Below are 12,889 nucleotides of genomic sequence, written 5' to 3'. Positions count from 1 at the left end.
TGCCGCCCAGTATAAACCCCTTTCTTTTGATTCAACTGAGCGATTTTTCCTATGCGTTTAAACCCCAGCCAACAACGCGCCGTCGAATTTGTTACCGGTCCCTGTCTGGTGCTGGCGGGCGCGGGATCGGGCAAAACCCGCGTAATCACCAATAAAATCGCCCATCTGATTCGCGAGTGCGGCTACCAGGCACGCCATATCGCGGCGGTCACCTTCACCAATAAAGCGTCGCGAGAGATGAAAGAGCGCGTAGCGCAGACGCTGGGTCGCAAAGAGGCGCGCGGCCTGATGATCTCGACCTTCCATACGCTGGGGCTGGAGATTATCAAGCGTGAAACCGCGGCGCTGGGCATGAAGTCCAACTTTTCGCTGTTTGACGACCAGGATCAGCTTGGCCTGCTGAAAGAGCTGACCAAAGAGTGGCTGGAAGAGGATAAGACCCTGCTGCAACAGCTGATCTCTACCGTTTCAAACTGGAAAAACGATCTGGTCGATCCTCCCCGGGCGGCTGCACTGGCACAATCGGAGCGCGATAAAATCTTCGCGCACTGCTATGCGCTTTATGACCAGCATCTTAAAGCCTGTAACGTGCTGGATTTTGACGATCTGATCCTGCTGCCGACGCTGCTGTTGCAGCGTAATCAGGAGGTGCGTGAACGCTGGCAACAGCGCATCCGCTATCTGCTGGTGGATGAGTATCAGGACACCAACACCAGCCAGTATGAGCTGGTTAAGCTGCTGGTTGGCGCGCGGGCGCGCTTTACCGTGGTGGGCGATGACGATCAGTCGATCTACTCGTGGCGCGGGGCGCGACCCCAAAATCTGGTGCTGCTGAAAGAGGATTTCCCCGCGCTGGAAGTGGTGAAACTGGAGCAGAATTACCGCTCCTCCCAGCGCATCCTGAAAGCCGCGAATATCCTGATCGCCAATAATCCACACGTGTTCGAGAAGCGCTTATTCTCAGAACTGGGCCAGGGCAGCGAGTTGAAAGTGGTGACTGCCAACAGTGAAGAGCACGAAGCGGAGCGGGTCACGGGTGAACTGATTGCCCATCACTTTATCAACAAGACGCAGTACAAAGACTACGCGATTCTCTACCGCGGCAACCATCAGTCACGGGTGTTTGAAAAGTTTCTGATGCAGAACCGTATTCCTTATCGCATCTCTGGCGGCACCTCGTTCTTTTCCCGCCCGGAAATCAAGGACCTGCTGGCTTATCTGCGCGTTCTGACCAATCCCGACGATGACAGCGCCTTTTTGCGCATCGTGAATACGCCGCGCCGCGAGATTGGCCCGGCGACGCTGCAAAAACTGGGCGAATGGGCCAACCTGCGCAATAAGAGTCTGTTTAATGCCAGCTTTGATGTCGGGCTGGGGCAGACGCTGGGCGGGCGCGGGCTGGAACATCTGCAACGCTTCACCCACTGGCTGCATGAGATTATCCAGCTGACCGAACGCGAGCCGGTCAATGCCGTGCGCGACCTGATTCGCGGCATCGATTACGAAAGCTGGCTGTTTGAAACCTCGGGCAGTCCGAAAGCGGCAGAAATGCGGATGAAGAACGTCAATACGCTGTTTCAGTGGATGACGGAGATGCTGGAAGGCAGCGATCTGGATGAGCCGATGACTCTGGCGCAGGTGGTAACGCGCTTTACCCTGCGTGACATGATGGAGCGTGGGGAAAGCGACGAAGAGCTTGATCAGGTGCAGCTGATGACGCTACACGCCTCTAAAGGACTGGAGTTTCCTTATGTGTTTCTGGTGGGAATGGAGGAGGGACTGTTGCCGCATCAGAGCAGCATTGATGAGAACAACATCGAAGAGGAGCGTCGTCTCGCCTACGTCGGCATAACGCGGGCACAGAAGGAGCTGACCTTTACCTTATGTCGCGAACGTCGGCAATATGGCGAGTTAGTGCGGCCGGAACCGAGTCGTTTTCTGCTGGAGCTGCCGCAGGACGATCTGCAGTGGGAAACGGAGCGCAAAGTGGTCAGTGCTGAAGAGCGGATGAAAACCGGGCAGAGCCGCGTGGCGGGCCTGAGAGCGATGCTGGATAAGGCGAAGAAAGCCTAAACTCGAGGCGACGGCGGTTCGCCTCACGCTGACTTCACGCCCGTCGATTACGACAGGGTCAATAACCAGTGCACATAGGACTGATAATGGCTCTCCTGCTCCAGCAGCTCGGTGCGCAGCGGATGCGCCTCCAGCCAGCCGGCCGGCAAGGTCAGATGCAGCGCATCATCGTCGGCCTGCAGCCGGACTGCGGGCAGGGTATCGTCGCGCCGGCGACTGGAGAAGATGATTGCCAGACGCAGCAGACGACACATCCGTTCCGCCAGCCGCGGCGGTAAGGCATTTTGCTGCGTCAGCAGCGCCAGGTCGATACTGCCGCTCTGGTTTTGCAGCAGACAGGCCAGCAACTTTTTCTGCGCCGGAGTAAAGCCGGGCAGATCGAGGTGACGAACCAGGTAAGCCGCGTGCTGCGGCGCATGACGGAAGTCGACGCTCAGGCCAATTTCATGAATAGCGCAGGCGCTGAGCAGCAGCTCACGACAGCGCTGATCCAGTTTCCACAACGTACAGACCTGACGGAAAAAGCTTTCTGCCAGCTGACGGACCCGATCGGCTTGCTCAACATCAATGCTAAAACGACGCTGCACGTTCTGTAGCGTGCGGGTGCGGATATCGCGATCGATCGGCAGATGCAGCATGCCGTAGACCAGTCCTTCACGCAGCGCGCCGCCCGCCAGCGTCATGCTATCAATACTCAGTTCCTGGAAGATGGCGATCAGAATCGACAGGCCGCTGGGAAACACCAGCGCCCGTTCCAGCGTCAGCCCTTCAATTTCCAGCTCTTCCAGCTTGCCGCACTGAATGGCACGTTGCTTCAGCTGCTGCAGTTTATTCAGGGTGATGCGCTCATCCATGCCCTGCGCCACCATGATCTCCTGCAGCGCCTGTACTGTGCCCGAGGCGCCGACGCAGGCTTGCCAGCCCTGTTGACGCAGTTGCGCGGCAATCGGGTGGATCATTTCACGTGCCGCCTGTTCAGCCTGGTCAAAGTTTTCCTTCGCCAGATGCCGATCGCTGAAAAAGCGTTCCAGCCAGGTGACGCAACCCATCGACAGGCTGAACAACACCGTGGCGTGCGAGCCATCACCGGTCGCCAGTTCAGTGCTGCCGCCGCCGATATCGACCACCAGACGCTGATCGGAACCGCCGGTGGTGTGCGCCACGCCCTGATAAATCAGGCGCGCCTCTTCTTCACCGCTGATCACGTTGATGGTACAGCCGAGAATCTGTTGCGCCGTATCGAGAAATTCCTGCGCATTCGCTGCCAGACGCAGCGTGGCGGTCGCCACCACGCGGATCTGATCGAGAGGGATGTCCTGCAGTTGTTCAGAGAACAGTTTGAGGCATTGCCAGCCGCGCGACATCGCCTCAGCTGACAAATGGTTGCTTTTATCCAGACCGGCCGCAAGGCGTACCTTGCGCTTAATTTTCGCGATGGTCTGAATACTGCCAGACACCTCGCGCACCACCAACATATGAAAGCTGTTAGAACCTAAATCAATCGCAGCATAAAGTGACGATGCGCTTAGCATGGTGAGCTTAACCCGAACGTTTACGGTTGTTGTTGCGTGGTGCACCGCGACGATTGGCGTTATTTCCTCCGCGACGCGGACCGTTACCGGTGCGGCTACGCGCCAGGCGTTTAGGCGGCGGCAGATCGGTCAGTAATGCATCACTGTTGTACTTGCTGACCGGAATGCTGTGACCAATGTACTCTTCAATCGCAGGCAGGTTCAGTGCGTACTCTTCACAGGCCAGGCTGATAGAATGTCCGCTGGCACCTGCGCGACCCGTACGACCGATACGGTGAACGTAATCTTCGCAATCGTCCGGCAGATCGTAGTTAAACACGTGGGTAACGGCAGGAATATGCAGACCACGGGCGGCAACGTCAGTCGCAACCAGAATATCCACATCCCCTTTGGTGAAGTCGTCAAGAATGCGCAGGCGCTTCTTCTGAGCGACATCGCCGGTCAGCAGGCCGACACGGTGACCATCCGCAGCCAGATGGCCCCAGATATCTTCGCAACGGTGCTTGGTGTTGGCGAACACAATGGCACGATCCGGCCATTCTTCTTCCAGCAGGGTTTGCAGCAGGCGCATTTTCTCTTCGTTAGACGGATAGAAAAGCTCTTCCTGAATGCGGTGGCCGGTTTTCTGTTCCGGTTCCACTTCGACATATTCAGCACTGTTCATATGCTCAAACGCCAGTTCACGCACCCGATAAGAGAGGGTGGCGGAGAACAGCATGCTGAGTCGCTGGGTTGCCGCAGGCATCCGGCGGAACAACCAGCGAATGTCTTTAATAAAGCCGAGATCGAACATGCGGTCGGCTTCGTCCAGCACCATCACCTGAATGGCACCGAGGTTAACGTGGTTTTGCTTCGCGTAATCAATCAGACGGCCGGTCGTCCCGACCAGAATGTCGACGCCTTGCTCCAGCACTTTCAGCTGTTTATCGTAGCCATCACCGCCGTAAGCGAGACCCAGCTTCAGGCCCGTTGAGGCGGTAAGCGGTTCTGCATCGGCATGAATTTGCACCGCAAGTTCACGCGTTGGCGCGAGAATTAATGCCCGCGGCTGGTTAACCTGACGACCTTCAGCCGCAGGATGAGAGAGAAGATGATGAAACGTTGACGTCAGAAACGCCATCGTTTTGCCGGTACCGGTTTGCGCCTGGCCTGCAACATCACGCCCGGAAAGCGTAAAGGGCAGAGCTAACGCCTGAATCGGCGTGCAGTATTGAAAGCCTTTACTATCAAGGGCTTCAACCACTTTTGGGTGCAGGGCGAAGTCGGAAAACTTCTGTTCAGTTAAGTGTGTTTTGCTCATAGTGTGGTAGAATATCAGCTTACTATCGCTTTACGAAAGCGTATCCGATGAAATAAAGTCAACCTACATTGGTTTATATTACGCCAATTCGCCAGGCATAATCTTGTGGAGTAAAACATGAGCAGCGATAAAATCGTTCATCTGACTGATGACAGTTTCGACACCGACGTGCTGAAGGCCGACGGCGTTACACTGGTAGATTTCTGGGCTGAATGGTGTGGTCCTTGCAAAATGATCGCCCCAATCCTTGATGAAGTTGCAGAAGAGTATGATGGCAAACTGACCATCGCTAAGCTGAATATTGATGATAACCCAGGCACGGCACCGAAATACGGCATTCGTGGTATCCCGACGCTGCTGCTGTTTAAAAATGGTGAAGTCGCCGCGACCAAAGTGGGCGCGCTGTCTAAAGGCCAGCTGAAAGAGTTCCTGAACGCCAACCTGGCGTAATTCAGGGCTGAACGTTCGGCAGTGGTGAATTTATCTCCTGCTGCTGGACGTTCGCTTTTAGGCGTGCTAAGTTACCAATACTGCATTACGAACTTACCTTGTAGTTAGCATCTAAAGTTTTCCCTTGTTAAACCCTGTCGCACTGTACCTTATAAAGATAGAACGGTTTAGCAATCTGACGGTTAGCTCCAACTCTGGCATCGCAATCGACCGTCTCCTCGCTTCCAGGTCGCCAACCCAGACGATGATCGTCGAGAAGAGTCGAAAAGAGCCATTAACGGCATGGATTAATTGCCATACCATTCACGACAAACATTTCGAGTATTACCCCGAGTTTAAGAACCCATCACTATGAATCTTACCGAATTAAAGAATACGCCGGTTGCTGAGCTGATTACTCTCGGCGAAAATATGGGGCTGGAAAATCAGGCTCGCATGCGCAAGCAGGACATCATCTTCTCCATCCTGAAGCAGCACGCGAAAAGCGGCGAAGACATCTTCGGTGATGGCGTGCTGGAGATACTGCAGGATGGATTTGGATTCCTCCGTTCCGGAGACAGCTCCTACCTCGCCGGTCCTGATGATATCTACGTTTCCCCTAGCCAAATCCGCCGCTTCAACCTCCGCACAGGTGACACCATCTCTGGCAAAATTCGTCCCCCAAAAGAGGGTGAACGTTATTTTGCGCTGCTGAAAGTTAATGAAGTTAACTACGACAAGCCGGAAAACGCGCGTAATAAGATTCTGTTCGAAAACCTCACGCCGCTGCACGCGAATAAACGTCTGCGTATGGAGCGGGGTAATGGCTCAACGGAAGATTTGACGGCGCGCGTACTGGATCTGGCTTCACCGATCGGTCGTGGTCAGCGTGGTCTGATCGTAGCACCGCCGAAAGCCGGTAAAACCATGCTGCTGCAGAACATTGCGCAGAGCCTGGCGTATAACTACCCGGATTGCACCCTGATGGTGCTGCTGATCGACGAACGTCCGGAAGAAGTCACCGAGATGCAGCGTCTGGTCAAAGGTGAAGTTATCGCTTCTACCTTCGATGAGCCCGCTTCGCGCCACGTTCAGGTCGCTGAAATGGTGATCGAAAAGGCCAAGCGTCTGGTTGAACACAAAAAAGACGTGATCATCCTGCTCGACTCCATCACCCGTCTGGCGCGTGCTTACAACACCGTGGTTCCGGCATCAGGTAAAGTCCTGACCGGTGGTGTTGATGCCAACGCCCTGCACCGTCCGAAGCGTTTCTTCGGTGCGGCACGTAACGTGGAAGAGGGCGGCAGCCTGACCATCATCGCGACCGCGCTGGTAGACACCGGTTCGAAGATGGATGAGGTGATTTACGAAGAGTTTAAAGGTACCGGTAACATGGAACTGCATCTCTCACGTAAAATCGCAGAAAAACGCGTCTTCCCGGCGATTGATTACAATCGTTCTGGTACCCGTAAAGAAGAGCTGCTCACTTCTCAGGAAGAGCTGCAGAAGATGTGGATCCTGCGTAAGATTATTCACCCAATGGGCGAGATCGACGCGATGGAGTTCCTCATCAACAAGTTGGCGATGACCAAAACCAACGACGAATTCTTCGATATGATGAAGCGTTCCTAATCCGATACTGTAAAGCCGAACCACAGATTCGGCTTTTTTAGCTTAAATGCGCAGAAAATCGACCTTACGCCACGTCTCAACGTGGCGTTTTTCATTTGTGAGCTATAGGATTGAACACTGACAGGAGCATTTATAATGACTGTGGTAGTGGTGACGAATTAATGACCGTTCGTGCATCTCTTTATGCAGAATTCGGAATCCGACGCAGCGATAAACGCACTTTTTCGCGTATTGTTGCCCGGGATGTTAGCTGAGAGCGTTTAACGTGAATTTACTCACTATGAGTACTGAGCTTGGTTTAATTTTTCTCTTTTCCCTGGCTTTCCTCTTTTTTGCTCGAAAAGCAGCTAAAAAAATTGGTTTAGTTGATAAGCCTAACTCACGTAAACGCCATCATGGCGCGATTCCGTTGGTGGGCGGCATTTCTGTGTTCGCAGGTATCTGCTTCACCTTCGCAATAACCAATTATTATCTGCCGCATGCGCTGCTCTATCTGGGGTGTGCCGGGGTACTGGTGCTGGTTGGCGCGCTGGACGATCGTTTCGATATCAGCGTGAAAATCCGTGCCGTGGTACAGGCGCTCGTCGCCGTTGTGATGATGGTCGGTGCCAAACTTTATCTGCTCAGCCTCGGCTTTATTGTCGGCCCGTTTGAACTGATCGTCGGGCCGTTTGGCTACGTGCTGACGCTGTTTGCCGTCTGGGCGGCGATTAACGCCTTTAATATGGTCGACGGGATTGACGGCCTGCTGGGCGGACTCTCCTCAGTGACCTTCGCGGCGATGGGCATCATCCTCTACTTTGATGGCCAGACCAGCCTCGCCATGTGGTGCTTTGCGATGATCGCCGCCACGCTGCCCTACATTCTGCTTAACCTCGGCTTCCTCGGACGTCGCTTCAAAGTCTTTATGGGCGATGCGGGCAGCACGATGATCGGCTTCACCATCATCTGGATTCTGCTGGAAACCACGCAGGGCCTGAGCCATCCGATTACGCCGGTGACCGCGCTGTGGCTGATTGCCATTCCATTAATGGACATGGTGGCGATTATGTATCGCCGTCTGCGCAAAGGCATGAGCCCGTTCTCTGCCGACCGCCAGCATATCCATCATCTGATCATGCGCGCCGGTTTTAGCTCGCGTCAGGCCTTTGTCCTGATTACCGTTGCTGCCGCGATCCTCGCCGGTATCGGCGTTTTAGGCGAATACCTGGCGTTCATCCCCGAATGGGTGATGCTGCTGCTGTTCCTGGTGGCCTTTATGGTTTACGGCTACTGCCTGAAGCATGCGTGGCGCGTGGCGCGACGTGTCCGGCGGATCAAACGCCGTCTGAGCCATTACCGCGACGCCAAAAAAAACTTACCCCGCTAAGCGCTGATAAAGGATAACGCTGCCATGCCTGCTGACATTGTGGACAACGAACTGGATATTCGCGGCTTATGTTGCCGTTTATGGCGTGGCAAGCGCTGGATTGTCGGGCTGGCGTTGCTGTTTGCGCTGGTCGCCTGGCTGGCGACGCTGCTGATGAAACAGGTCTGGAGCACCACGGCGGTCACCGATCGCCCGACGGTGAACATGCTCGGATCTTACTATGCGCAGCAGCAGTTCCTCGCCAATCTGGATGTGCGCAACAATGCCCTGACCCTGGCCGCCCCGTCACCCACGGTGATGGATGAGGTCTATCAGGAATTCACCATGCAGCTTGCCTCATGGGATACACGCCGCGAGTTCTGGCAACAAACTGATTATTACAAAAGCCGAAAAACCGGTAATGCGCACAACGACGCTGCGCTGCTTGACGATATGATCAGCAATATTCTGTTTACGCCTGCTGATGCGGCGCACAACCTGCCGGATAACGTGCGGCTTAAAGCGGAAACCGCCGGCGATGCGAATAATCTGCTGCGTCAGTACATTGCCTACGCCAGCGAGCGTGCAGCCCGTCATCTGAACGAAGAATTCAAAGGGGCCTGGCAGGCGCGCACGGCACAGCTTCAGGCGCAGGTTAAGCGGCAGGAAGATGTGGCCAACGCGGTGTTTCAGCGTCAGCAACACCGGCTGGAGCAGGCACTGAAGATTGCCAGCCAGCAGGGTATTAATGAAAAGCAGGCGCGCGAAGCTGGCGAAAACCTGGCGGACAGCGACCTGTTTCTGCTGGGCAAGCCAGTTTTACAAGGGCAGCTCGAGACCCTGCGCGCTACCGGCCCGAACTTCGATATAAGCTATGATCAGAACAGAGCCATGCTGACCACGCTGGTCGCCGGCCCGACGCTGAACAGTAAATTCCAGACTTACCGCTACCTGCGTACCCCCGAAGAACCGGTGTCGCGTGATAGTCCACGCCGCCTGTTCATGATGATTATGTGGGGTGCCGTAGGGGCATTGGTTGGGGCTGGTGTGGCGCTGGCACGTCGTCCGCGTCTGATGTCAGACCAGCGTCATTGAGAGAAACAGTGTGAAAGTTCTGACAGTATTTGGTACCCGTCCCGAAGCGATTAAGATGGCGCCCCTGGTGCAGGCCCTGGCGCAGGATCCGGCGTTTGAATCGCGTCTGTGCGTCACGGCACAGCATCGTGAAATGCTCGATCAGGTGCTGCGCCTGTTTCAGCTGCAGCCGGACTATGACCTTAATATTATGCGTCCTGAGCAGGGGCTGACCGAGATCACCTGCCGCATTTTAGAGGGCATGAAAACCGTGTTGCTCGACTTCAGACCAGACATCGTGCTGGTTCATGGCGACACCACCACCACCTTAGCGGCCAGCCTGGCGGCGTTTTATCAGCAAATCCCGGTCGGCCATGTTGAAGCCGGACTGCGCACCGGTGATCTCGCGTCACCGTGGCCGGAAGAGGGGAACCGCAAACTCACCGGTCATCTCGCCCGTCTCCATTTCACCCCCACCTCGCGCTCGCGCCAGAACCTGTTGCAGGAAAATCTGCCGGATGCGCGCATCGTGGTGACCGGCAATACGGTGATTGATGCGCTGCTGTGGGTGCGCGATCGGGTGCTGGATGACTGCAATCTGAATGCCCAGCTGGCGGCGCGCTATCCGTTTCTCGACGCCAGCAAGAAACTGGTGTTGGTGACCGGCCATCGGCGTGAAAGCTTCGGTGACGGTTTCGAGCGGATCTGTAGCGCGCTGGCGCAGATTGCGCGTCAGCATCCGGAGGCGCAAATCGTCTATCCGGTGCACCTTAATCCCAACGTCAGCGAGCCGGTTAACCGCATACTCAGCGGCGTTGAAAATATCATTCTGATCGAGCCCCAGGAGTATCTGCCTTTTGTCTGGCTGATGAACCGTGCCTGGCTGATTCTCACCGATTCGGGTGGCATTCAGGAGGAAGCGCCGTCGCTGGGCAAACCGGTGCTGGTAATGCGCGATACCACAGAACGGCCCGAAGCGGTCGATGCGGGTACGGTTAAACTGGTAGGGACGGATATCGACAGAATCGTCGCGGAGGTCAGCACCTTGCTGACGGATGACAATGCCTGGCAGGCGATGAGCCATGCCCATAACCCGTATGGCGATGGCAAAGCCTGTGGCCGTATTTTGCAAGCCTTAAAAGATAACCGAGCCGACTTATGAGTTTTGAAACCATTTCCGTGATTGGACTGGGATACATTGGGCTGCCAACGGCAGCCGTTTTTGCCTCAAAGGGAAAAAAAGTAGTGGGTGTGGATATCAACGCCCGGGCGGTTGAAACCATCAATCGCGGTGCGATTCATATCGTGGAACCCGATTTAGACCAGGTGGTGCATGCCGCCGTCACGCGCGGCGATCTGCGGGCGACAACCCAGCCGGAAGCCGCCGATGCGTTTCTTATCGCCGTGCCGACGCCTTTTCAGGCAGAGCATCAGCCCGATCTGCGCTTCGTGCAGGCTGCAGCGGAGTCGATCGCACCGGTGCTGAAGCCGGGCGATTTAGTGATTCTTGAATCAACCTCGCCGGTTGGCACCACCGAGCAGATGGCTGACTGGCTGGCCGCAGCGCGTCCCGATTTGCGTTTCCCGCAGCACAGTGAAACGCCCGATATTTATATCGCCTACTGTCCGGAGCGGGTGCTGCCAGGCAAGGTGATGGTGGAACTGATTAATAACGATCGGGTAATTGGCGGCATGACGCCAGCCTGCTCGGCCCGCGCCAGTGAACTCTATCGGCTGTTTTTAAAAGGTGAATGCGTGGAAACCAACGCCCGCACCGCTGAGATGTGTAAGCTGACCGAAAACAGCTTCCGTGACGTTAATATCGCCTTTGCGAATGAGCTGTCGCTGATTTGCGCCGATCAGGGGATTAACGTCTGGGAACTGATTGCGCTGGCGAATCGCCATCCGCGCGTCAACATCCTGCAGCCCGGACCGGGCGTCGGCGGTCACTGCATCGCTGTCGATCCGTGGTTCATCGTGGCGCAGAATCCTGAGCTGGCGCGCCTGATCCGCACGGCGCGTGAGGTTAATGACGCTAAGCCGCAATGGGTACTGGATCAGGTCAAAACGGCAGTAGCGGACAGCCTGACGCAGACCGGTAAGCGTGCTACTGAGTTGACCATTGCCTGCTTTGGACTGGCCTTCAAGCCGGACATTGATGATCTGCGCGAAAGCCCGGCGATGGGTGTCGCCCGACTGATTGCTGACTGGCACAGCGGCAGCACCTGGGTGGTTGAACCGCACATCGACCAGATTCCTGCGGCCCTCAGGGATAAAGCCACGCTGGTCTCCAGTGAGCAGGCGCTGGCGCAGGCCGATATCCTGGTGATGCTGGTGGATCATCGCGTCTTCCGCGCAGTGGATGCCGCCGGGGTGCGCCAGCAGTGGGTGGTCGATACCAAAGGCGTCTGGCGATGAAACGTTTTCTGATCACTGGCGGTGCTGGCTTTATCGGATCGGCGCTGGTTCGTTTTCTGATTGCCGAAACGGACCACCAGGTGGTGGTGGTCGACAAACTCAGCTATGCCGGCAATCTTGCTTCGCTGAGCAGCGTCGCCGATTCGCCACGCTTTATCTTTGAGCAGGCTGATATTTGCGACCGGCCGGCGCTCGATCAGATTTTCGCCCGTCATCAACCCGACTGCGTGATGCATCTTGCTGCGGAAAGTCATGTAGATCGCTCTATTGACGGACCGATGGCCTTTATCGAAACCAACATTGTCGGGACTTACCAGCTGCTGGAAGCGGCGCGTTTTTACTGGCAGGCGCTGGATGTCGCGCGCAAAGCCGCCTTTATCTTTCACCACATCTCCACCGATGAGGTGTTCGGCGATCTGCATAGCAGTCAGGAATACTTTACCGAAACTACCCCTTACGCGCCGAGCAGCCCTTACTCTGCCAGTAAAGCCAGCAGCGACCATTTAGTCCGGGCCTGGCTGCGAACCTACGGTTTACCTACGCTGGTCACCAACTGTTCAAACAATTACGGTCCGTGCCACTTCCCGGAAAAACTGATCCCACTGACCATCATCAACGCCCTGGCGGGCAAAGCGTTGCCGGTGTACGGCAACGGACAACAGATCCGTGACTGGCTCTATGTCGAAGATCATGCCCGCGCGCTGTACCAGGTAGTCAGTCATGGCAAGCCTGGCGAGACGTACAATATTGGCGGCCATAATGAGCGGCGCAATATTGAGGTGGTGGAAACCGTATGCAGCCTGCTGGAAGAGCTGGCTGCAGATCAAAAACCGCAGGGGCTGGCCCATTATCGTGACCTGATCACCTACGTAACCGACCGTCCCGGCCATGACCAGCGGTACGCCATTGATGCCAGCAAAATCGCGCGAGAACTGGGCTGGCTGCCGCAGGAAACGTTTGAAAGCGGCATGCGTAAAACGGTTGCCTGGTATCTGGCGAATCCCGGCTGGTGGCAGGCCATTCTCGACGGGCGCTACCGTGGTGAGCGCCTCGGCTTATCGCAATAATCAGCGAAAGGAGCAG

At 55.9% G+C, this 12,889-nt stretch carries 10 protein-coding genes; 8 read left to right on the top strand and 2 right to left on the bottom strand.

The genetic code is table 11. The features are described 5' to 3' along the window. The first annotated feature begins 51 nt into the window (after positions 1-51). A complete protein-coding gene (rep, locus tag AABB92_RS18815; protein ID WP_031375063.1) occupies positions 52-2,073 on the top strand; it encodes a DNA helicase Rep in 2,022 nt (673 codons plus the stop codon). A gap of 47 nt (positions 2,074-2,120) precedes the next feature. Here the strand turns inward: rep and gppA are convergent, their stop codons facing one another. Both gppA and rhlB read right to left on the bottom strand, forming a co-directional pair. Continuing rightward, positions 2,121-3,605 (bottom strand): guanosine-5'-triphosphate,3'-diphosphate diphosphatase, encoded by a 1,485-nt coding sequence (gene gppA / locus AABB92_RS18810; protein WP_031375062.1) that lies wholly within the window; start codon positions 3,603-3,605, stop codon positions 2,121-2,123. Positions 3,606-3,612: 7 nt separating this feature from the next. Further along, positions 3,613-4,905 carry an ATP-dependent RNA helicase RhlB gene (gene rhlB, locus AABB92_RS18805; protein WP_031375061.1) on the bottom strand — a complete coding sequence of 431 codons (1,293 nt, stop codon included), beginning with the start codon at positions 4,903-4,905 and terminating at the stop codon, positions 3,613-3,615. A gap of 117 nt (positions 4,906-5,022) precedes the next feature. Between rhlB and trxA the strand changes: the two genes are divergently transcribed. The 7 genes from trxA to rffG all read left to right on the top strand — a co-directional run bounded on the left by trxA (position 5,023) and on the right by rffG (position 12,873). Further along, positions 5,023-5,355: a thioredoxin TrxA gene (gene trxA / locus AABB92_RS18800; RefSeq protein WP_003851963.1), complete on the top strand. Its 333-nt coding sequence runs from the start codon at positions 5,023-5,025 to the stop codon at positions 5,353-5,355. A gap of 351 nt (positions 5,356-5,706) precedes the next feature. Next, positions 5,707-6,966, top strand: a complete 1,260-nt coding sequence (gene rho, locus AABB92_RS18795) for a transcription termination factor Rho (RefSeq protein ID WP_031375060.1) — start codon at positions 5,707-5,709, stop codon at positions 6,964-6,966. Positions 6,967-7,246: 280 nt separating this feature from the next. Continuing rightward, positions 7,247-8,335, top strand: coding sequence for a UDP-N-acetylglucosamine--undecaprenyl-phosphate N-acetylglucosaminephosphotransferase (gene wecA / locus AABB92_RS18790; protein ID WP_031375059.1), 1,089 nt, complete (start codon positions 7,247-7,249; stop codon positions 8,333-8,335). A gap of 24 nt (positions 8,336-8,359) precedes the next feature. After that, the gene (wzzE, locus tag AABB92_RS18785) at positions 8,360-9,409 is read left to right on the top strand and encodes an ECA polysaccharide chain length modulation protein (protein ID WP_031375058.1); all 1,050 of its coding nucleotides are present in this window, start codon (positions 8,360-8,362) and stop codon (positions 9,407-9,409) included. Between the two features lie 10 nt (positions 9,410-9,419). Continuing rightward, positions 9,420-10,550 carry a non-hydrolyzing UDP-N-acetylglucosamine 2-epimerase gene (wecB, locus tag AABB92_RS18780; RefSeq protein WP_031375057.1) on the top strand — a complete coding sequence of 377 codons (1,131 nt, stop codon included), beginning with the start codon at positions 9,420-9,422 and terminating at the stop codon, positions 10,548-10,550. Beyond that, positions 10,547-11,806: a UDP-N-acetyl-D-mannosamine dehydrogenase gene (wecC, locus tag AABB92_RS18775; protein WP_031375056.1), complete on the top strand. Its 1,260-nt coding sequence runs from the start codon at positions 10,547-10,549 to the stop codon at positions 11,804-11,806. The genes wecB and wecC overlap by 4 nt, the downstream gene beginning before the upstream one ends. After that, positions 11,803-12,873, top strand: a complete 1,071-nt coding sequence (gene rffG / locus AABB92_RS18770; RefSeq protein WP_031375055.1) for a dTDP-glucose 4,6-dehydratase — start codon at positions 11,803-11,805, stop codon at positions 12,871-12,873. Before wecC ends, rffG begins: the two co-directional genes overlap by 4 nt. The last annotated feature ends 16 nt before the right edge of the window (positions 12,874-12,889 follow it).

The sequence above is a fragment of the Pantoea brenneri genome, from assembly GCF_038594305.1.
Taxonomy (GTDB): domain Bacteria; phylum Pseudomonadota; class Gammaproteobacteria; order Enterobacterales; family Enterobacteriaceae; genus Pantoea; species Pantoea brenneri.
This window is presented reverse-complemented; position numbering and strand designations above follow the sequence as displayed.